The following is a 22,755-nucleotide window of genomic DNA, read 5'->3' as shown; positions in this document are numbered from 1 at the left end:
TTTAAAGAAAATTGGAGTAATGCTATGAAAATCATCATGATTGGCCACGGTATGGTCGGACACAAATTTATTGAATCATTGCTTGAACAAGCAGGAGACGACGTTGCAATTACGATTTTGGCAGAAGAGCCTCGCTTAGCCTACGATCGTGTTCATTTAACGGAATACTTTAGCGGTAAATCAGTGAAAGATTTAACCTTATGTCGAAGTGATTTTGCGGATGCATACGGAATAGATCTACGTTTAAGTACCAAAGTTGTTGAAATTGATCAAATCAATAAAACAGTTACAACCAATCATGGCGATGTTCTCAGTTTCGATAAGCTTGTTTTAGCTACAGGTTCATATGCATTTGTACCCCCTATTCCAGGAAATGACCGTGAAAACTGCTTCGTCTATCGCACTATTGATGATTTAGATGCGTTAAAACAAGCAAGTTTAAATGCAAAAAGTGGCGTAGTGATTGGAGGTGGTTTACTTGGACTAGAAGCAGCCAAAGCGCTGCGAGATTTAGATCTTGAAACACATGTCGTTGAATTTGCACCTCGTTTAATGGCGGTGCAAATTGATGACCTCGGTGGAAAGGTTCTTCGTTCAAAGATCGAAAATTTAGGTGTAAAAGTTCATACCCAAAAAGCGACTTCAAGTATTGAACAAGGTGTATCGACGACTCACTTAATGAAATTTGGTGATGGCAGTGAACTTGAAACTGATATCATTTTATTTTCAGCAGGGATTCGCCCTCGTGATGAATTAGCTCGCCAAAGTGGTCTGTCTATTGGTGAGCGTGGCGGTATTGTCATTAATGATTATTGCCAAACTTCAAATGCTGATATTTATGCCATTGGTGAATGTGCACTGTGGCAAAACAAAATTTATGGCTTAGTCGCTCCAGGCTATGATATGGCACGTATTGCGGCTAAACATGTCATGGAACAAGCATGTAATGAGTTTGCAGGTGCTGACATGAGTACCAAGTTGAAACTCATGGGTGTGGATGTTGCATCAGTTGGTGATGCACATGCAATGACACCGAATGCACTGAGTTATTTCTATGCCGATGAGGCAGCTCAAGTCTATAAAAAGATTGTGGTCAATCGCGATAAAACTCAGCTCTTAGGTGCAGTGCTCGTGGGTTGCGCTAAAGAATACAACGATCTGCTGCAAATGATGTTGAATGGATTGGAAATACCTGAAAATCCTGAAAGTTTAATTATGCCAGGCTTTGATCAAGCTTCTTCGAAAGCAGGTGGAAGCGGTGTAGATCTCTTGCCAGACAATGCAACGATTTGTTCATGCAATAACGTATCAAAAGCTGATATTTGTTCTGCAATCGCTGATGGTTCGACTTCACTCGGCGCTCTAAAAAAATGCACCAAAGCTGCAACAGCATGTGGAGGCTGTACGCCACTGGTTACGCAAGTACTTAAAGCCGAATTACAACGCCAAGGTGTGACTGTAAATAATCATCTGTGTGAGCACTTTGCATATTCACGCCAAGAGTTGTATCACTTGGTACGTGTCAATGAAATCAAAACTTTTGATGATTTAATTCAACAACATGGTCATGGTTTAGGTTGTGATATTTGTAAGCCAACAGTGGCAAATATCTTAGCTTCATGTTGGAATGATTTTGTGTTGAAACCGAGTCATGCAGGTTTGCAAGACAGTAATGATTACTACTTAGGCAACATCCAAAAAGATGGTTCTTACTCTGTAGTGCCTCGTATGGCTGGTGGTGAAGTTACCCCAGATGGCTTGATTGCCATTGGTCAAATTGCAAAAGAGTATGGTTTATATACCAAGCTTACAGGTGGTCAACGTGTCGATATGTTTGGTGCTCAAGTGCATCAACTGCCTGAAATTTGGGAAAAACTGATTGAAGCTGGTTTTGAGTCTGGACATGCCTATGGTAAGTCACTACGTACTGTAAAATCTTGCGTGGGTAGCACATGGTGCCGTTACGGCGTCGATGATTCTGTTGGTTTGGCCATTTTTCTTGAAAATCGCTATAAAGGAATGCGTTCACCACATAAAACAAAAATGGCGGTATCAGGCTGTACACGTGAATGTGCAGAAGCGCAAAGTAAAGATGTCGGTGTCATTGCAACAGAAAAAGGTTGGAACCTGTATGTCTGTGGTAATGGCGGCATGAAGCCTCGTCACGCGGAGCTACTTGCATCAGATTTAGATACCCAAACTCTGATTAAATATATTGACCGATTCTTTATGTTCTATATCCAAACAGCAGATCGTTTACAACGTACTTCGGTATGGCGTGACAATATGGAAGGTGGTTTGGATTATCTTAAAGACGTCATCGTTCATGATTCATTGGGGATTGCTGAAGAGCTTGAACGTCGTATGAGTCATGTGGTGGGCACTTATCAAGATGAATGGCGCACAGCGATTGAAGACCCAGAAGTACGCAAACGTTTCGTCAATTTCGTCAATACAAAAGCAGAAGCACAAAAAGATCCGCATATTCAATTTGCTGAAGTGCGTGGACAAATTCGCCCTAAAACCTTGGCTGAACGTGATTTAACACGTATTCCAGTGGTTGAAGCTTAATTAACCCTCAAGGAGAATATACATGACAATTTTAAAAGATATGAATGAACTTGAATGGGTTGATGTTTGTGATTTAGATCGGATCACACCAAATACGGGCGTAGGCGCTTTAATCCAAGATCAGCAAGTTGCCATTTTTCGTGTGGGTTCAGAAAAGCGTGTCTATGCGTTGAGTAATCAGGATCCATTTAGTAAAGCTTTTGTGATGTCACGTGGCATTGTCGGTGACCTGCAAGGTGAGCGTGTAGTGGCTTCGCCAATCTATAAACAACATTTTAGCTTGGCAACAGGGCGTTGTTTAGAAGACAAAGAACAGAAACTGTTGGTATTCCCAAACAAGATTGAAAATGGTCGTGTTTACGTGAGCCCAAGCCCTCAGAAAACGTATATTACCAATACAGGACCTTCTCAAGAAAAAATGAAATTGGTTCTGATTGGCAACGGTTTGGCAGGCATGCGCTGTTTAGAAGACCTATTAGATATGGCATCTGATCGTTATGAAATTACGGTCATTGGTGAGGAACCATGGGGCAACTACAACCGTATCATGTTGTCACCAGTATTATCTGGTGATAAAACCATTGACGACATTATGCTGCATACCCATGCGTGGTACGCTGAAAAAGGAATTCGACTGATCGCTGGAGACGCCGCTGTTCGTATAGATCGACCACGTAAACAAATCTATACCGAACAAGGAGTGGTGGTTGATTATGACCGTTTGATTCTTGCGACAGGCTCGAAACCGTTTGTTCCGCCGATTCCTGGTGCAGATTTAAAAGGCGTGATGAGCTTTCGAGATATTTATGACGTCAATACCATGCTCGATTATTGTGCGTCGCATAAAAATGCTGTCGTAATCGGTGGCGGTCTACTAGGTTTGGAAGCAGCCTATGGACTGAAACAGCGTGGCATGAATGTGACAGTTCTACATTTGACGGATCGTATAATGGATCGTCAGCTAGATGCTAAAGCCAGTACCATGTTAAAGGCATCAATCGAAGCGAAAGGCATTGAAATTATTACTGAAGCCAATACAGAAGCTCTACTAGGACAAGAGGGTCACGTTCAACAATTACGTTTAAAGGATGGACGTACATTGCCGGCAGATTTAGTGATCTTTGCTGTTGGTATCCGTCCAAATATGTCGCTTGCTCAAAGTGCAGGGCTACGCTGTAATCGCGGTGTATTGGTTAATGACACTATGCAGACGTTTGACCCAAGTATTTATGCTGTTGGCGAGTGTATTGAACATCGAAATCAAACTTTTGGTTTGGTTGAGCCATTGTGGGGACAAGCGTTCATTTGTGCATCACACTTGGCAGAACACGGTAGTTTGACATTTAAAGCGCCGACAGTTCCGACACAGCTTAAAGTGAGTGGTTGTGATGTGTTTTCAGCAGGACGAATTGATATAGAAGCAAGTGCACCAAAAGAGGATTTTGAAGATATCGTACTGAATGATGAAAAGCGTCAAATTTACAAGCGTATTATTATTCAAAAAGATAAAGTGATCGGTGCGGTACTTTTTGGAGATACTGAAGATGGGACTTGGTATGCAGAATTGATTGCAGATCAAACACCAATTTCATCCATTCGTAATAAACTTTTATTCGGAAAAGACTTTGCTTTAAAGAAGGCAAGTTAATCCTTAGCAAGGATTGAAGTTTTTATTTTAATCAGCATCTAAAAACAATATACAGTTGAAAATATAATATTAAAAAAGCCATTTTAAAATGGCTTTTTTAATGAGTGATTTTTAATGAATGATTTAATAAAGTAATGATTAATATGTTTTATAGGGTAAAAATTTTCCTGATAATATGACATTAACTCGATCACCATTTGGATTGTTTTCGCGTTGAATATCCATACTGAAATCAATCGCACTCATAATACCATCACCAAACTCTTCATGAATAAGCTCTTTGATGGTCGTACCATAAACACTCACGACTTCATACCAACGATAAATTAATGGGTCTGTTGGTACACTTGTTTCGAGTGATCCTTTATACGGCACGATTTGTAGCCAAGCGACTGCTTCATCTGTAAGGCCGAATATTTCACCAATAATTTCAGCTTGTTGTTTGTTAAAAGCCATTTGTCCCAAACATGCAGAAGTGACCCATTCTTTCGATAAGCCAATTTTTTCAGCGACATCTTTCCATTTTATCGATTTGAGTACTTTTGCAGAAATAATCATGTCTGTGACTTGTTGGCGATGCGTAATCATATTTAATTCATGAATATAAATTTATTAAGGTAATTGTTTTATGCAGTTTTTATACCAAAAAATATTAAAATATAAATATTATGTTGGTATATAAATTGCACTTTAAAAGTTGATTTATTTTTATCACGAATGAAGTTAAATAATATTTAATAGATTTTAATTGATGGGATTTTAAAATATCTAATCGTATTATTATGAGGTGAAAAATGTCGTATCTTGCTCCTGCAGAATTTGCAAAAAAAGTCGTCGATGCTGGTGAAGCAAAACTCCATATGGCGACACGTGATGTCGTCATTCGAGCCTTTATGGCGGGTGCAATTTTAGCTTTGGCTGCTGTATTTGCTGTGACTATTGCTGTGCAAACTGGTGTGCCTCTTATTGGTGCATTGTTATTTCCAGTTGGTTTTTGCATGCTTTATTTATTGGGCTACGACTTGCTCACAGGGGTTTTTGTACTTACACCTTTGGCTTGGCTTGATAAACGTCCTGGCGTGACTTGGAAAAGAATTTTAAAGAATTGGGGATGGGTGTTTTTAGGCAACTTTGCAGGTTGTTTAACCGTGGCTTTTTTAATGGCTATTGTTTATACCTATGGTTTTGCAGCAGAGCCGAATAAAGTTGGACTTGCGATTGCGCATATTGGAGAAGATCGTACTTTAGGCTATGCCGAATATGGTTTTGCTGGTTGGATGACGATTTTTATCCGTGGTATGTTGTGTAACTGGATGGTATCGTTGGGTGTAATTGGCGCCATGATGTCGACCACTGTTAGCGGAAAGTTCATTGCGATGTGGATGCCGATTATGCTGTTTTTTGCAATGGGCTTTGAGCACTCTGTCGTGAATATGTTCTTATTTCCATTTGCAATGATGATGGGTGGTGACTTCTCGATTATGGATTACTTTATTTGGAATGAGTTACCAGTAGTCTTGGGCAACTTAGTCGGTGGTTTAGCATTAACAGGTCTTGCACTTTACACCACGCACGTCCGTACAGCAGACCGTAAGGATTTCTAATTCTTACTTTTTATCATCATCAATAATACAGGATCAAGGATGATCCAATTTTAAGAGTGTAAGCTGATGAGCAAAAAATTAGCTGTTCTTTTAGGGCAATTTGCTGATAAAGGAGTAAAAGCAGAACAACAGGATTTTCATGGTGCAGGATTACCAGAGGGTTATATTCTAACTCAAAAAGGGATCGTCTGTGCTATTGCCGATGGAATCAGTAGCAGTAATGTGAGCCATATTGCGAGTGAGACAGCGGTATCCAGCTTTATTCAAGACTACTATTCGACACCTGATTCTTGGAGTGTAAAAACATCAGCAGAACGTGTGATTCGTTCGATCAACTCATGGCTTTATTCTCAAACACAGCAAAGTCAGGATAGATTTGATAAAGATCGTGGCTATGTGTGTACCTTTAGTAGTTTGGTACTTAAACATAATCAAGCCCATCTATTTCATATTGGAGATGCCCGAATATATCGCATTCAAAATGGATTAATGGAACAATTGACGACAGACCATCGGATTTCATTGTCATCACAACAAAGTTATCTTAGTCGTGCATTGGGTGTGGAAGCTAAAGTTGAAATTGATTATGTGAAGGTTCAGGTCTATCCAGAAGATATATTTTTACTCATGACAGATGGCGCTTATGAACATCTAAATCAGAACATTATTTTGAAAAAAATAGAAGAAACTGAAGATTTAAATCAAACTGCACAACAATTAATTGCCCATGCTTTAGAACATGGCAGTCAAGATAATTTAAGTATTCAAATTCTAAAGGTTGATGATGTCAGTCTAGATTTGGCTACCTTAGAACCCAATACGAGTGAACTGAAAATTATTCCTGAACTCAGTTTGGGGGATGTTTTAGATGGTTTCTCTATTGAGAAAGTACTTCATCAAAGTCATCGAAGTCGTTTGTACCTTGCAATTGATCAGCTCACACAAAATAAAGTGGTATTGAAAACTCTATCTACTGAATTACAGCAGCAACCCGCAGCGATTGAACGTTTCATTTTGGAAGAGTGGGTAGCAAAGCGCATAGATAACCGATATGTCATGCACGCTTATGATCAACAGCGCCCCAAAACTTACCTATATCAGACATTTGAATTCCTTGAAGGGCAAAGCTTGGGGCAATGGTTGAATCAACGTGAAGCTAAACTTGAGTTGGATGAGGTTGTGAATATCATTGAACAGCTTGCTAAAGGCCTGAATGCGTTTCACCGCTTAGAAATGCTTCATCAAGATATTCGTCCTGAAAATGTCATGATCAATGCGAATGGGAAGCTTAAGTTGATTGATTTTGGTTCGGTCGCAGTGAAAAGTTTAAGCGAATTAAAACAAAACAATACAGTTGAAGGGCTAGGCACATTGGCTTATATGGCTCCCGAGTATTTTATAGGTTTATCCGCTACAGAGCGATCGGATCAATATTCATTGGCAGTACTTGCATATTATTTATTGAGTGGTCAGCTGCCTTATGGAACTGATGTGGCAAAGTGCACTGCAAAAAAACAACTTAAACAAGTGACTTATCAAGCTTTAGATACATACCGACCAGATGTTCCTTATTGGTTCGAGGGCACATTAAAAAAAGCATTAAATCTTGATCATAATCAAAGGTTTCATACGCTTTCTGAATTTGTTTATGAGCTTAAAAATCCAAATCACAGCTACAAAAAAAAGCAAACTAAAAGTCAGTTAGATCAAGACCCTGTAGGTTTTTGGAGAAACTTGTCGTTTCTATTAATCGCATTGATCATTGGGTATTTTTTATGGCTATATATTTAGCATTATTGAAAAATAAGCGTACTAAATTGGCATAATCATTGCTTCATTGAGTATGTAAGCCAATGTAGGCTGACATACATTTTAAAACGGCCAACGACGTCCGTTCTGATCGAAAGTTAAAGCAGAAACTTTAACTTTTTAAACCCTGTGTTTAATTCAGTGAGGAAATCGTCGTGAGTAGATTTTTATACCTAAAAAATATTTTAGAACCCAAAAAATTAACATTTAAATCAACTTTTCTAACTTCATTTATCGCTGAACAGAATTCTTTATTTTTTTCATATACAAAGTTCAATCATCAACGATTTGAATTGTTTCAAACATTCATATTTCTTGATTTGAAAGATAAAAAGGAGTGGTTATGAATACTATTCCAATGGTAGAGCTTAATACTTCTTCAAATTCAACAAGTCAAATTACACAAACCACGTGCCCATACTGTGGTGTCGGATGTGGTGTGACGGCGAAAGTGACTGAAACGGCATTCGGGCAAAAAGTCACAGTTGAAGGTGATGTTCATCATCCATCTAATTATGGAAAATTATGTATTAAAGGAAGCAATTTAGCGGATACATTGGGCTTGGAAAGTAGAGTTTTACATCCGATGTTAGGGCGTAAACAAGAGCGCTTTCAAACAAATTGGGACACTGCTACAACAATGATTGCCAATAAATTTCAACACATCATCAATGAGTATGGTGCTGAAAGTATTGGATTTTATGTTTCTGGACAGTTGTTGACCGAAGACTATTACGTGGTCAATAAATTTGTTAAAGGCTATTTGGGTACAGCCAATATCGATACCAACTCTCGATTATGTATGTCTTCTGTCGTGGCTGCACATAAACGGGCATTTGGTGAAGATTTGGTGCCTGCAAGTTATGAAGATTTTGAGCACACTGAGATGGTGGTCTTGGTCGGTTCAAATACCGCTTGGTGTCACCCTGTATTGTATCAACGCATCATGCAAGCAAAAGAGTCACGTGGCTTATATGTGGTGTTGATTGACCCTCGTTTCACTGCGACCTGTGAAAGTGCGGACTTACATTTACCCATTTTACCCGGTCAAGATGTTGCACTGTTTAATGGTCTATTGCAGCACTTAGAACAAAATGGCTGTAGCGATCACGACTTTATTACAAAATATACCCAAGGTTTAGCAACGGCTTTAGAAAGTAGTCAACCTGAACTTTCAGTTGAAGCTGTGGCTGAGCGTACAGGCATTGCACTCGAAAAATTAACCCAATTTTATGCAAAATTTGCAGACACTGAAAAAGTGATGACGCTTTTTTCCATGGGGGTAAATCAGTCATCTCAAGGCGTAGATAAAGCTAATAGCATTATCAATTGTCATTTACTGACAGGTAAAATTGGAAAATTAGGAGCAGCACCATTTTCCATGACTGGACAGCCAAATGCGATGGGGGGGCGTGAAGTGGGTGGGCTCGCCAATATGCTCGCTAGTCATATGGATTTAGATAATCCAAACCATCAACAATTGGTGCAAAACTTTTGGCAAAGTCCGACTATTGCCAAGCAAGTCGGTTTAAAAGCTGTTGATCTTTTTCATGCTGTAGAAGCTGGGAAAATCAAAGCCATTTGGATTATGGCAACTAATCCTGTCGTCAGTTTACCCGATGCAGATCAGGTTAAACGTGCATTAGAAAAGTGTGAATTTGTGGTGGTGTCTGATATCTGTTTAGACACAGATACAACGCAATATGCAGATGTTTTATTACCTGCATTGGGTTGGGGAGAGAAAGACGGTACGGTGACCAATTCTGAGCGTCGTATTTCACGGCAAAAGGCTTTTCTAGAAGAACCTGGTGAAGCGAAAGCAGATTGGTGGTCGATTGCTCAAGTGGCGCAAAAAATGGCATTTACAGGTTTTGAGTTTAAAAACAGTTATGACATTTTTTTAGAGCATGCCCGTTTATCAGCATATGAAAATGCTACTTTAGATGAACGAGAACACGTTGAAAATTATCGTTATTTTAATTTAAACGGTTTAACACAATTAGGTATTGAAGAATACGATACCTTAAAACCAACTCAATGGCCTGTATGGGATAAAAACCAAAGCGATACAAAAGTTTCACGATTATTCTCAGACGGAAAATTTAGTCACGCAGATGGTAAGGCAAAATTTATTGCAACATTAGCAAAAGATCCGATTCATCAAATTTCAGCAGAATATCCATTGATTTTAAATACAGGGCGGATTCGTGATCAGTGGCATACCATGAGTCGTACAGGACTATCTGCTAATTTAGCCAATCACCGAGCTGAACCATATTGTGAAATTCACCCTAATGATGCACTAAAATACGGCATACGTGATACGGCTTTGCTAGAAGTACGATCTAAATGGGGGGTATCTGTTTTAAGAGCACAGGTGAGTAACGACATTCGTCGAGGTCAAGTGTTTGCACCTATTCATTGGAATGATCAGGTCGCCTCGGATGCCAGAATTGGTAAAGTGGTCAATCCTGTGGTTGATCCAATTTCAGGTGAACCTGAGTTTAAACATACTCCTGTGATGATTCAGCCATTTTATACGCATTGGCAAGGCGTGCTATATGTCCGCAGTGGATTTGAGTCTTATACAGAAAAATCCATTCAGAACACCGTTTGGTGGACTAAAATTAGAACCTCTCATGCCTTTCGCTATGAGCTAGCTGATCGTCAAAAGTTGAGTACGACAACCGAACAGTTAAAAACATTTTTACCTTTTACTGATGAAGAGTTTGAATGGCTTAATTTGGAAGATCAGTCTGCACAAATCTCTCACAGTATCGTGCTGAAAAATGGTGTGCTAATCGCAAGTTTATATATTGCTCCTACAGGTTTATTACCTGATCGAGACTGGGTGGCAAGCTTATTTAAACGTGAGCGTATAAGTGCAATGCACCGTAAAGCCTTACTTGCAGGCCAAGCGATGTCCATGAGTAATAATGATGGCCCACTGGTTTGTAGTTGTTTTAAAGTAGGTAAAAATAAAATTATTCAAACCATTAAAGAGAACAATATTAATAATGAAAAACAGGTCACTGCATGCCTAAAAGCAGGTGGAAATTGTGGCTCTTGCTTACCTGAAATACGTGGATTAATTAAATCATGTCAAACGGAGTATGCAGAATGAATAGACAAGTACTTTCCGATACAACTTATGCAAAAACGGATGTGGTGATTTTGGCGGGTGGGCAAGCACGTCGAATGAATGGCATCAATAAATTACTGCAAAAATTTGATAATAAAATTCAATTGATCAAAATTCATCAACACTTCAAATCACGAGCAAACCAAGTTTGGGTGAATAGTCACCGTGATCATTTTATTTATGAACAGATCATTCCTTCTATTCAATTTTTTCCAGATGATGAAGTGGGCTTTCAAGGTCCTTTGATGGGAATGAAAAGTGCATGGTCACGTGTACAGTCTGACTATGTACTATTTGTACCTTGCGACGTGACCTACATCCCTAAAAAGGTCATTTCATGTTTGCATCAAGCGATTCAGCGGAATCCACTTTGTGAAGTGGCAGTCGTTGAGGTGAATGGAAAAGCTTTATATCCGTTTTGTTTATTGAAACGCAGTAGTCTTGTAACCATTGAAAAACATCTAGAATGCAATCAACGAAGTTTAAAGCACTGTTTTGCAGAAATGCATATGCAATTGGCCAGTTTTAAAAATCGGACTCTATTTTTTCATAGTATCAATTCCTTTGACGAGCTACAGCAGCATCAACAATTAAATTTCCTCTAATTCAAATCTTATTTATCACAGCTCAAATTGGATTTGGGCTATTTAACGATGAGTTATAAATTCAAAATTGAAAGCAAAGCTCAAAGTTGGAACACTTTTTGCAATTTAAATTGCATGTAAATAGGGCGTCATATGAAGGCTGTGCCATAACAGCGCAATCGACGCCATGGATAATACGATGAATAGCATGACACAAATCAATCAGCGAGGCATGTTCCAAGATCAATTTGGACGGCAAAAGCGCAAGCTCCGTATTTCAGTGACGGATCGTTGTAATTTTAAATGTGTTTATTGTATGCCCGAACATCCAGAATGGATGAATAAAAAAGAATTACTCAGTTTTGAAGAACTATATGCTTTTTGCCATTTTATGGTGCAACACGGCGTTGAACAGATTCGCATCACAGGTGGTGAACCACTGATGCGACATGGCGTTGTAAATTTTATTCAACAATTACAACAACTCAAAAGTTTAGGACTGAAACGTATATCAATGACGACAAATGGTCATTATTTGGTGCAGTTTGCAGAGCAACTTAAACAAGCAGGATTAGATGATCTCAATATCAGCTTAGACAGTTTGGATCCTACACAATTTAAGCAATTAACAAAGCAAGTTTTGGAACCTGTTTTAGATGGAATTCAAGCTGCAAAGCTAGCAGGTCTGCGGATTAAGATTAATACTGTGCTGATGAAAGGGATGAATGAAAATCAAATCATTCCTTTGGTGAAATGGGCACATTCGCATCATTTTGAGCCACGTTTTATTGAATTCATGCCACTCGATGGCGACCAAAAATGGGCTAAACAGAGCGTGGTCAGTGAACAAGAAATTTTGAATTGTTTGTCTAGTGAATTTGATGTCACCACTCAACAAAGGAAAGGGGCTGATCCTGCACGTCGTTTTGTGGTGAATGGTCAATATGTCGGCATTATTTCAACCATAAGTAATTCATTTTGTGACACATGTGACCGCTTAAGAATGAATGCTCAAGGTGAGTTTTTTAATTGCTTATTTGCGCAAAAAGGGTTGCGACTTAAAGCGGAAATTCAGCAACTGCTGAATCAAGATCCAGTTGCTCAATTACAATCTCAATTGGATTTACAAAATAAGCTAGGCGTCTATATCTGGAACAAAGCCAAAGGCTACCAAGCACTTCAAACAGAATTAGAAAAAATGAACCCTATCCATGTTTCTCATGCACGCAAGATCAGTATGCACATGATTGGAGGTTAAAAATGACGGAATTATTAAGCAAAATATTGACTATTAAGATTGAATCCTTTGGTGCGATTCAACGTCACTTACCTGAAGATTTGAGCCTGCAATGTAAAGCTGAATCAAATGTCGAAGAGATACTCACTCAAGTTATTCAAACTTACCCGGAGGCTGAAAATTTAATTGAGCGCTGTGCTTGTGCCATCGGGGAAGACATGATTAACCGTCAAACAGTGATCTCACATGATGCTGTAATTGTGCTGTTATCACCTGTTGCAGGAGGCTGAAAATGTTTCTGAAAGAGTTTAATCGAATTCAAGATATCCCACTTTTACAAGATATCTTTGATGGTATTCAATGTTTTCCTGAATGTGGTGGTATTGGGATCTTTGTAGGTACGGTACGAAACCATCATCAAGGTCGAGCTGTGAAAGCCTTGAAATACACGGCTTATAGACCTGTTGCCGAAAAAATGATTCGACAAATTGAGCAAGAGGTTCAGCAGAAATATGGCGTGTCTTATGTACGAGTTGTCCATCGTATAGGTGCACTAGATATTGGTGATACAGCAATTATTGCGATGGCATATGCACCACATCGTCGTGAAGCTTTTGAAGCTTGTGAGGAAGCTGTGGAACGCGTGAAGCATGAAGTTCCTGTCTGGAAAGAAGAGTTTTATACGGATGGAAGTAGCCAGTTTGTCGAAGGGTGCTGTATCCGTAAAGACCAAGATAAGCAGCCATCTCATTTAAAGCATATGCAAATGAAAACACATCAGCAATATTCACAATTAGATCGACAGCAACATCATGAGCATTGCACCCATGTAAAACAGAACAGTCCAATTGAAAGTGAACAGTTGCTTTAACGAACTGTAGAGCAGACTGCCAATTGAGATGAAAAGTTTCTTTCAAAAATGCTAAGGCAACATACGATTAAATAGGAAAAATGCATGAAAAATGTGGGCATGAAAGCAGAAAGTTACCGTACAGCAATTGCGATCGGCACATTGCATGCACCACCGCATTGCATAGAACTGTTACGTCATGGCAATACTGAAAAGGGGGATGCGCTGAAAACAGCCAGAATAGCCGGTATTTTGGGTGCAAAACGCACGGATGAGCTCATTCCACTCTGTCATCCTTTACCGATTTACCGTGCCGATGTTGAATATGAACTGTTTGATGCACATGTGGAAATTTCTGCAGTGGTGGAAACAATCGGACCAACTGGTGTCGAAATGGAAGCATTAACAGCAGTCAGTTTGGCAGGATTAACCCTATATGACATGCTGAAACCGCATTGTGAACCTGAAGATTTGCTGTTGGATGGTATTAAATTACAAATGAAAAAAGGGGGTAAATCCCATTTTACTCGGGTGTTAAAAGATAGTTTGACCGCATCCGTGATTGTACTTTCTGATACGGTTGCATCAGGTAAAAAGCCTGATACAGCAGGGCAAAATGTATTTGAAATCCTAGAAGAAGCGAATTTTGTCGATATCCATTACCAAGTGATACCTGACAATCCAGAACAACTTTCGGCACTCATTCAGCAACAAAAAAACAAATATCCATTTATTGTGACTGTTGGTGGAACAGGCTTAGGTCCGAAAGACTTAACCGTAGAAACCATACAACCTTTATTACAACGTGAAATTCCAGGATTAATGGAAGCATCCCGTAGTTTTGGACAAAAACGTACCCCTTATGCCGCATTAAGTCGTGGTGTGGCTGGATATATTGATTCTAGCTTAGTGATGACTTTACCGGGTAGTCGTCAAGGTGCAAAAGAATCCTTGATTGCGGTGCTTCCTGCATTGGTGCATTTATTTGATGTGCAAAAAAATATTCCGCATCAAGGGGGGTATTTATGAATCAAAGTTTAAATTCTGAAATCACGGCTTTATCGTCTCCTACCTCACACGATGGATGTGGCGCTGAAAAGGGATTGATCACTGTCGATCAAGCTTTAAAGTTGATGTTGGATCACACGCAAAGTCTGTCTACAGAATCTTTGGCTTTAAATCAGGCTTTAAATCGATATTTGGCACAGGATATTTATTCTGAAATTGAGCTCCCGCTATTTTCACAAAGTGCAGTCGATGGCTATGCCATTTTTACAGGTTTACAAACTGAACCTGTAGGCACTCAATTTGAACTGATCGGAGAAATCCGAGCAGGGCAAACGGCAGATATTCAGCTTAAACAAGGGCAGGCGGTTCGAATTTTTACAGGAGCAAAGATTCCTGAAAATACGACGACTGTTGCTCGCCAAGAAATTGTGCAAGTCAATAAATTGTTGGATTCGACTCAAATTGAATTGACTGATGCACTTCATATACATGCAGATATCCGTGATGTTGGTGAAGAAGTATCACTGGGTCAGTTACTTGCTGAAGCAGGACAATGTCTTAATGTCGGTGCAATTGCGGCGCTGAGCATGGCAGGTGTAAAAGCAGTCGAAGTTTTTCAATATCCCAAAATTGCAGTTGTGGTTACAGGAGATGAAGTCGCTGAAAATGTCGAGGATTTAGCTTCAGGAAAAATCTTTGATGCAAATGCACCACTCATTCAATCTTGGTTTCATTCGAAAAATCAAAACGTTGAACTCATGCATGTAGCTGATACTGAACTAGCAGTGACGGAACTTTTTGAGCGACTTAAAAATGAATATGACATCATTCTCACCACTGGTGGTGTTTCAGTAGGAGATTATGATTTTGTTAGACCAGTGGCTCTGAGTTCTGGTTTTGAGCAAATCTTTTGGAAAGTTAAACAGAAGCCAGGCAAACCTATATTTTTTGCTGATTACCCAAAAAATGACAAATCTCATTGTTATTTATTAGGTTTACCTGGGAATCCAGGGGCAGTTTATGTAGGCATGCAAATATATGTCACGACATTGTTAAAAGCATTACAGGGTCAAAAAAGCTTACCTGAATGGTTTATTGGCATTATTCAACACGGTTTGAAATCAGATGCACGCGAACGTTTTTTGAGAATGTCTGCCACGTTTCAACAAGGTAGGTTGGTTCTGAATAGTTTGCCGAAACAGCAGTCGCATATGTTAAGTAACTTGATGCAAGCGAATTGTCTTGTACTGATTCCAGCTGGTCAAGACATAGCGGAAGGAACTGAGTTACAAGGGTTATTGATCTAATTGCTTAATTTTATTAACCCGATTTTGACAGCATGACTTTTAACAAAGTTAAATTGGATTTGATCTGTATGAAACAAGTTGTTTTGACCATCTCACTTTTGTTGAGTGCAACCTTTTGTGAGGCAGGTACGGTCAGGGTATATGCTGCTGCGAGTTTAACGGATGCTTTAAATGATATTGCACAGTTATATCAATCGCAGAATCCGCAAACGAAGGTGATTCAAATTTTAGGTGCATCATCAACTTTAGCTCGGCAAGTTGAGTTAGGTGCACCTGCTGATCTGTATTTTTCGGCAGATCAAGCATGGATGGATTATTTGGTTTCGAAAAATAAGATTTCAAAATCACAGGTTAAACCCTTTTTATTCAATGAAATTGTTGTTGTGAGCGGTTTGAAAAATCGCTATGGATTTAAGCCTTCAACACAATTTAATTTTGCAAAATCATTTAAAGGTTATCTTTGTACAGGTGAAATGCAATCGGTTCCGATAGGAAAATACGCCAAGCAGAGTCTGACTTATTTCAATTGGCTAAAGCCTTTGCAAGGACGCATCGTTTCAACAGAAGATGTCCGTTCGGCGCTTGCCTTTGTAGAAAGAGGTGAGTGTGAAGTAGGTATTGTTTATAAAACAGATGCACTTGCCGGTAAAAAAGTAAAGATTATTGGAACATTTCCACATGATTCCCATCAAGCGGTGATATATCCGATAGCCCTTACACAGCAGGGTGTTCAAAGTGCGGAAGCACTCAAACTATATCGTTTCATTTCTAATAGTAATCAAGCCAAACAAATTTTTAAAAAATATGGTTTTAAGTACTGATTTCAATAATTAAGGTTAGGAATGAAATTCTAGCTAAAAGCCAGAGGTCATATGGAACTGAGTGTAGAAGAGTGGAATGCACTATTGCTATCAGCCAAAGTGGCAGGCTTTGCAACACTCATCAGTTTGCCTTTTGCTATTCTTTTGGCTTGGTTTTTAGCAAGATATCAATTTAGATTCAAATATATCGTAGAAGCCCTACTACAAATGCCTTTGGTATTGCCACCTGTTGTTTTGGGTTATTTGCTTTTGATTAGCTTTGGTACGCAAGGTTGGATCGGGCAGTTTCTTTATCAGTTTGGGATTCAACTTGCTTTTAATTGGAAGGGTGCTGTTTTAGCATCAATCATTGTCGCATTTCCCTTAATGGTGCAACCGATTCGTTTGTCTTTTCAGATGATTAATCGTGAACTTGAAATCGTTGCAGGTTCATTGGGAGCAAGTCCTTTTAAGGTTTTTTTGAGTATCAGCCTGCCTTTGTCACTGCCTGGTATTTTAATTGGAAGTATTTTGTGTTTTAGCCGAAGCTTGGGGGAATTTGGGGCGACGATTACTTTTGTAGGCAATATTCCTGATGAAACCCGTACGATTCCGATCGCTATCTATACCTTAATTCAACAACCAAATGGTGAGCAAATGGCCATGCGTTTGGTTGTTTTGTCCTTAATTTTGGCTTTTTCATCACTCATCGCAAATTACTGGATCATGCAGAAATATCATAAAAAATTAGGTGATCACTCATGTTAAAGTGCGCATTTGAATATAACAAAGATGACTTCATCCTCGATGTCAACTTAAACGTAGAAAACCAAGTTATTGGTATTCAAGGGACTTCAGGCATAGGAAAAACCACATTTTTAAAAAATATATTAGGGATACTGAACCCAAAATCTGGATGGATTGAATTAAATGAGCGCATTATTTTTCATGAAATACAAAACATTGAAGTGCCTATGCATCAACGAAATATTGCTTTAATCTTTCAAAATGCACTGCTATTTCCTCATTTAAATGTAGTCGAAAATCTAAAATACGTACAAAACTTTAAAAAAACTAAAAAAAACAGCGACACTACCTTACAGCCAATCAATTTTGAGTTTGAAAAAGTCGTTAAAATTTTACAGTTAGAAGAATTACTCCATCGAAAATCACATCAGCTATCAGGCGGAGAAGCCCAGAGAGTGTCCATTAGTCGTGCATTGATGTCTTCACCTCAATTGTTGTTACTTGATGAACCACTCTCAGGCTTAGATTTTAGTTTGAGAACGCAAATTTTAGACTTTCTCAATCAGATCAATCAGGACTTCAAATTGCCAATGATTTATGTCACTCATCATGCTGAGGAATTACATCATTTGAATGCTGAAATATATCGTCTCAGTTTAGATGAAAAAAACCATCGAATTTTACATAAAGTCGTTGATCAAGTCTGAAACCAATATTTTAGTTGCTAATCTCAATTTAGAAGCTATCTGACTGATTCGCCTATTTCCAAACAGCTTTATGGATATCAATTTGTGTAGGTATGAGTTTTTCTTGAAAGAAATAATCTGCAATTTTCTGTTGGCTTTGAATCACACTCTCATCAATCACTTTAATACTGATATCCGAAGGACGTTTATCTAAGGCTTTTTTAGCAATGTTTTTATCTTGTCCAATGGCTGCTGCATAATATTGAATAGTTTGCTCAGGGTATTTTACCGTCCAAGCATTTGCCTCATTACTTGCATTGATGAATTGTGGGATGGATTGAGGATTTGATTTTAGATAATTGGGATTCGCCACATAGAATTGGTAGGTTTGAGGAAATGCAGAGGCATCAATGAGCGTTCTCACTTGTCCATCACGTTCAATGACGCTGAGAAATGGATCCCAACTGATCCACGCATCTACAGACTTTTGATCAAATGCAGCACGGGCATCGGCTGGCGGTAGCCAAACAGGTTGTATGTCTTGCCAGCCTAAACCCGCTTGAATCAAAATTTTACCTAGTAAATCATGTGCTGCAGAGCCTTTTTGAAGGGCAATTCGTTTGCCTTTAAGTTGGTTTAAAGTTTGAATTGAACTTGTTTCAGGTACGATCAGTGCAATGGATTTTGGTGGCACAGCTTCATAAGCGACATACGCAATCGATTTGTTGGCTGATTGTGCAAAAATAGGTGGGATATTGCCGACAAAGCCATAATCCAGTGAACCTGCAGAAAGTGCTTCAAGTAGTTGAGGACCTGCAGGAAACTCTTTCCAACGAATTTCAGTGTTCGGGAATTGTTTTTCTAATAGTTTTTCTTCTCGTGCAATCAAAAGTGTCAGGGATGATTTTTGAAAACCAACAGTTAAAGTTTTAGTTTCATTCTGATTTTTTTGAGTAGTGCTTGCATGCTCAGTCTCTGATTTTTGACATGCACTGAGTGAAAAACTAAAAAACAAAATCCCTGTGAGTGTTAAATATTTATGAGAAGTTAGCATGCTCAATCCATTTTAAAGTATTAATTTTTAGCCACATTATTAGAATCACTTTATGAATCAAAATAAAAAAAATCGAAAAAATTAAATGAAAAAATGATAAGTAAACTTTTTTGAGCTGAGTAATAGATGTATTCATTTATTTTAATCGCTTCAATGTTTTAAATCGAAGCAGTGCATAAGTTATGCATTTTTATCTATTTTAAGGATTAAATTTCATCAGGTAGGCTGTAAAAAAAACTTAGCAAATAATCAGGGAAATAATGATGAGCAGCCTTACGCAACTTTCTCAAGCCATACATGATGCGCCACGTTGGCATTTAGCAAATTCATTAAAAGAGCCAAGTGAAATACGTATCGAGCCATTAACCGATGAAGCATTAGGTGCCGTTGTTTATGGGCTTGATGCACGTAAAGCACAATCAGGTGAAACTATTTTCAAATTAAAACAAGCTTTGGCTGAGCATCTAATTTTAATTTTTAAAAAGCAAAGTTTAGATGATTTACAACTGTTGGCATTTGCAAGTTATTTTGGGGCGATTTTTCGTCCAAGTGCAGATAACCCAGTTTTAGGAAGTGCAGAGGATACAGGTACACCACCAGATGTTGTTCCTGTTTCAAATGCTGTAGGGCAAGGTGACTATACGGGCAATGGTGAGTTAACGCCTCATGCAGATCATCAGTGGACACCCACGCCTTCATTTGGTTCTTTGTTATATGCCATAGAATTACCCAAAGATGGAGGCAAGACTACATGGTTTAACACCATTAAGGCTTATGACGCTCTAGACGATGACTTAAAACAGCATTTAATCGGATTGCAGCTCATTACTTACAATCCATTTGTACGTGCACAAAGTAATAATGGGCAACGTAATTACGCTGTCGATACACCATATTATCGCTTTAAAGATCAGCCAATTATCGGTCATGCTTATCCACATCCATTGGTGAGAACACATCCTGAGTCAGGACGAAAAGCACTCTGGTTGAATACTCGATCAGAAGTGGAATTGGTTAATTATGATGATCAAGCAGGTAGTCAGTTGATTGCAGACTTGCGTGAACATTTGTTAAAGGATGAATTCAATTATCAGCATCAGTGGGAAACAGGTGACATTGTCTTTTGGGATAATCAAGTGACATTACATTCTCGTGAACCTTTTCCAGCGGATCAACGTCGTTTATTAAAGCGTGTGAGCTTGGCTGGAGGACGTCCATTTTAAAGTATGGATATTGAACTTCAGTATGATTCGAAGCGAGTGTTAGGTATTCAATTTTTGAGTATTTAAAACTTTTAGGTGTCAAAAAATAAAGAGCAACCTTGTAGCCAAGATTGCTCTTTCATTAATAGACGAATAAACGGCAGTATTTAGCTATGATCAGCAACGAACTTTGCGCGTGCCGCATGGAGTTTCTTATAACTGTCAATTAAACGTAAATGACGGTCTAGACCTTCAAGTTTGGTACTGGTTTCAGCCAAACCATAGAAACGAATATCGCCTTCGATAGAGCCAATCACAGCATTCATACGTTCATCACCAAACATACGGCGGAAGTTGTATTCGTACTCAGACAATTCCATATCGTCATCTAATTCAACTTCAAGTACGACGTTCATGCATTGATAGAACAGACCGCGTTCAACTGTATTGGTGTTGTATTGTAAGAAGGCTTCGACTAAATCTTTCGCTTCTTCGAACTCTTTTAAAGCAAGATTAATCAAAAGCTTAAGCTCGAGAATGGTCAATTGACCCCATTCAGTATTGTCATCAAACTCAATACCAATCAAAGTTTTGATTTCAGTATAGTCATCCGAATCACATTCTTCTAAACGTTCGAGCAATGCCTCTAAAGCATCATCATCTAAACGGTGAATGTTGAGAATGTCTTCACGGAAAGCTAATGCTTTATTGGTATTGTCCCAAACTAAATCTTCAACCAAATAAACTTCAGAATAGCCAGGTACTAAAATACGACATGCTGTTGCACCTAAATGCTTATACACCGCCATATAAACTTCTTTGTCCATATCTTTCAAGATATTAAACAATTTCTCAGCTTCATCGGCATTTGAGTTTTCACCTTCAGATGTGAAATCCCATTCTACAAAGTCATAATCTGAATTTGAGCTAAAGAAGCGCCATGACACCACGCCACTCGAATCGATAAAATGTTCTACAAAGTTATTCGGTTCAGTTACTGCATTTGAGCTAAAGGTTGGTTTTGGTAAATCATTTAGACCTTCAAAACTACGACCTTGAAGTAATTCAGTTAAGCTACGTTCCAATGCAACTTCAAAATTAGGATGCGCACCAAAAGAAGCAAAAACACCGCCTGTACGTGGATTCATGAGCGTCACACACATGACAGGGAATTGACCACCCAATGATGCATCTTTCACAAGAACAGGGAAACCTTGTTTTTCTAAGCCTTGAATACCTGCAACGATTTTTGGATATTTTGCAATCACATCTGCAGGTACATCTGGAAGTGTAATTTCACCTTCCAAAATTTCTTTTTTCACAGCACGTTCAAAAATCTCTGAAAGACACTGAACTTGAGCTTCTGCCAAGGTATTACCAGCGCTCATACCATTTGAAAGGTATAGGTTTTCAATCAAATTTGAAGGGAAGTAGACCGTTTCACCATCAGACTGACGTACAAAAGGCAATGAACAAATACCACGCTCAGTATTCCCTGAGTTTGTGTCATATAAATGCGTACCCAAAAGTTCATCTTCAGGATCATAGATATCTAAAGTATATTCATCTAAAACTTCTTCAGGCAATTCACCTTCAGGCCCTGGTTGGAACCATTTTTCATCTGGGTAATGAACAAATTCAGCATTGGCAATGTCTTCACCCCAAAACTGATCGTTATAGAAGAAGTTACAGTTCAAACGCTCAATGAACTCACCTAAAGCAGATGCCAAAGCACTTTCTTTGGTTGAGCCTTTACCATTGGTAAAGCACATTGGTGATTGTGCATCACGGATATGTAAAGACCATACATTCGGTACAATATTACGCCACGAAGCAATTTCGATTTTCATGCCTAGGCCTGCAAGAATCGCAGACATATTGGCAATGGTTTCTTCTAACGGTAAGTCTTTACCTGTAATAATCGTTTTGCTTTCAGATGCAAGAGCAGGAATCAGCAATGCTTGCGAATCAGCATCAATGCTTTCAACTTCTTCAATAATAAATTCAGGACCTGTTTGAATCACTTTTTTAACGGTGCAACGGTCGATCGATCTTAAAATACCTTGACGGTCTTTTTCAGAAATATCAGCAGGTAATTCAATTTGAATTTTAAAAATTTGTTTATAGCGATTTTCAGGATCAACAATATTATTTTGAGAAAGGCGAATGTTGTCAGTCGGAATGTCGCGTGCAGCGCAATATACTTTAACAAAGTAAGCTGCACATAATGCTGAAGATGCAAGAAAATAATCAAAAGGACCGGGAGCAGAACCATCACCTTTATAACGGATAGGTTGGTCAGCGATTACTGAAAAGTCATCGAACTTGGCTTCTTGTCGAAGATTGTCAAGGTAATTGACTTTGATTTCCATGAAGGCACCTGAAAGTTGTTATCGGTCAAACTTGAGCGTTAACACTGAAAATAAAAAACTAAGCCGAATCATAGAGCAGAAAGGGACTTAAAACTGGGTGAGAGGCTAGCCTAATGCTAGGAACTCTACGGATA

18 protein-coding genes are annotated in these 22,755 nt (G+C 38.7%); 15 read left to right on the top strand and 3 right to left on the bottom strand.

The genetic code is table 11. From position 1 onward, the window contains the following. Positions 1–24 precede the first annotated feature (24 nt). Both nirB and nirD read left to right on the top strand, forming a co-directional pair. Positions 25–2,571, top strand: coding sequence for a nitrite reductase large subunit NirB (nirB, locus tag AC5YDM_RS09635; protein ID WP_496151894.1), 2,547 nt, complete (start codon positions 25–27; stop codon positions 2,569–2,571). Positions 2,572–2,593: 22 nt separating this feature from the next. After that, entirely contained in the window at positions 2,594–4,219 is a 1,626-nt protein-coding gene (gene nirD, locus AC5YDM_RS09630; RefSeq protein ID WP_496151893.1) for a nitrite reductase small subunit NirD, read from the top strand. A gap of 138 nt (positions 4,220–4,357) precedes the next feature. On the opposite strand, the gene cynS is transcribed toward nirD, so the two are convergent. Further along, positions 4,358–4,807 (bottom strand): cyanase, encoded by a 450-nt coding sequence (gene cynS / locus AC5YDM_RS09625; RefSeq protein WP_496151892.1) that lies wholly within the window; start codon positions 4,805–4,807, stop codon positions 4,358–4,360. Between the two features lie 206 nt (positions 4,808–5,013). On the opposite strand from cynS, the gene AC5YDM_RS09620 reads away from it, so the two are divergent. From AC5YDM_RS09620 to AC5YDM_RS09565, 12 genes are all read left to right on the top strand, one after another. Continuing rightward, the gene (locus tag AC5YDM_RS09620; RefSeq protein ID WP_496151890.1) at positions 5,014–5,823 is read left to right on the top strand and encodes a formate/nitrite transporter family protein; all 810 of its coding nucleotides are present in this window, start codon (positions 5,014–5,016) and stop codon (positions 5,821–5,823) included. A gap of 66 nt (positions 5,824–5,889) precedes the next feature. Continuing rightward, positions 5,890–7,614 (top strand): bifunctional protein-serine/threonine kinase/phosphatase, encoded by a 1,725-nt coding sequence (locus AC5YDM_RS09615; RefSeq protein ID WP_496151889.1) that lies wholly within the window; start codon positions 5,890–5,892, stop codon positions 7,612–7,614. A gap of 361 nt (positions 7,615–7,975) precedes the next feature. Then, entirely contained in the window at positions 7,976–10,756 is a 2,781-nt protein-coding gene (locus AC5YDM_RS09610) for a molybdopterin-dependent oxidoreductase (RefSeq protein ID WP_496151888.1), read from the top strand. Beyond that, positions 10,732–11,379: an NTP transferase domain-containing protein gene (locus AC5YDM_RS09605; RefSeq protein WP_496151887.1), complete on the top strand. Its 648-nt coding sequence runs from the start codon at positions 10,732–10,734 to the stop codon at positions 11,377–11,379. The genes AC5YDM_RS09610 and AC5YDM_RS09605 overlap by 25 nt, the downstream gene beginning before the upstream one ends. A 178-nt stretch (positions 11,380–11,557) precedes the next feature. Continuing rightward, the gene (moaA, locus tag AC5YDM_RS09600) at positions 11,558–12,616 is read left to right on the top strand and encodes a GTP 3',8-cyclase MoaA (protein WP_496151886.1); all 1,059 of its coding nucleotides are present in this window, start codon (positions 11,558–11,560) and stop codon (positions 12,614–12,616) included. Positions 12,617–12,618: 2 nt separating this feature from the next. Next, complete coding sequence (locus AC5YDM_RS09595) at positions 12,619–12,885, top strand: MoaD/ThiS family protein (protein ID WP_496151885.1); 267 nt, start codon at positions 12,619–12,621, stop codon at positions 12,883–12,885. Positions 12,886–12,887: 2 nt separating this feature from the next. Further along, positions 12,888–13,466, top strand: a complete 579-nt coding sequence (locus AC5YDM_RS09590; protein ID WP_496151884.1) for a molybdenum cofactor biosynthesis protein MoaE — start codon at positions 12,888–12,890, stop codon at positions 13,464–13,466. Between the two features lie 84 nt (positions 13,467–13,550). Next, entirely contained in the window at positions 13,551–14,474 is a 924-nt protein-coding gene (moaCB, locus tag AC5YDM_RS09585; RefSeq protein ID WP_496151883.1) for a bifunctional molybdenum cofactor biosynthesis protein MoaC/MoaB, read from the top strand. Then, positions 14,471–15,760, top strand: coding sequence for a molybdopterin molybdotransferase MoeA (locus tag AC5YDM_RS09580; RefSeq protein WP_496151882.1), 1,290 nt, complete (start codon positions 14,471–14,473; stop codon positions 15,758–15,760). Before moaCB ends, AC5YDM_RS09580 begins: the two co-directional genes overlap by 4 nt. A gap of 68 nt (positions 15,761–15,828) precedes the next feature. Further along, positions 15,829–16,581, top strand: a complete 753-nt coding sequence (gene modA, locus AC5YDM_RS09575; RefSeq protein ID WP_496151881.1) for a molybdate ABC transporter substrate-binding protein — start codon at positions 15,829–15,831, stop codon at positions 16,579–16,581. A gap of 51 nt (positions 16,582–16,632) precedes the next feature. After that, positions 16,633–17,328 carry a molybdate ABC transporter permease subunit gene (modB, locus tag AC5YDM_RS09570; RefSeq protein WP_496151880.1) on the top strand — a complete coding sequence of 232 codons (696 nt, stop codon included), beginning with the start codon at positions 16,633–16,635 and terminating at the stop codon, positions 17,326–17,328. After that, complete coding sequence (locus tag AC5YDM_RS09565; protein ID WP_496151879.1) at positions 17,322–18,014, top strand: ATP-binding cassette domain-containing protein; 693 nt, start codon at positions 17,322–17,324, stop codon at positions 18,012–18,014. The genes modB and AC5YDM_RS09565 overlap by 7 nt, the downstream gene beginning before the upstream one ends. 52 nt (positions 18,015–18,066) lie before the next feature. Here the strand turns inward: AC5YDM_RS09565 and AC5YDM_RS09560 are convergent, their stop codons facing one another. Continuing rightward, positions 18,067–19,047, bottom strand: coding sequence for an aliphatic sulfonate ABC transporter substrate-binding protein (locus AC5YDM_RS09560; RefSeq protein WP_496151878.1), 981 nt, complete (start codon positions 19,045–19,047; stop codon positions 18,067–18,069). 263 nt (positions 19,048–19,310) lie between these two features. Here AC5YDM_RS09560 and AC5YDM_RS09555 point away from each other — a divergent pair, with 263 nt between their 5' ends. Further along, the gene (locus AC5YDM_RS09555) at positions 19,311–20,270 is read left to right on the top strand and encodes a TauD/TfdA dioxygenase family protein (protein ID WP_496151877.1); all 960 of its coding nucleotides are present in this window, start codon (positions 19,311–19,313) and stop codon (positions 20,268–20,270) included. 146 nt (positions 20,271–20,416) lie between these two features. Here AC5YDM_RS09555 and AC5YDM_RS09550 read toward each other — a convergent pair whose 3' ends face one another. Continuing rightward, on the bottom strand, positions 20,417–22,621 hold the full coding sequence (locus tag AC5YDM_RS09550) for an OsmC domain/YcaO domain-containing protein (protein WP_496151876.1): 2,205 nt from the start codon (positions 22,619–22,621) through the stop codon (positions 20,417–20,419). Positions 22,622–22,755: the final 134 nt, after the last annotated feature.

The sequence above is a fragment of the Acinetobacter sp. CY81 genome, from assembly GCF_059515925.1.
The sequence above is the reverse complement of the archived record's forward strand: the minus strand, read 5'-3'. Positions and strand labels throughout refer to the sequence as shown.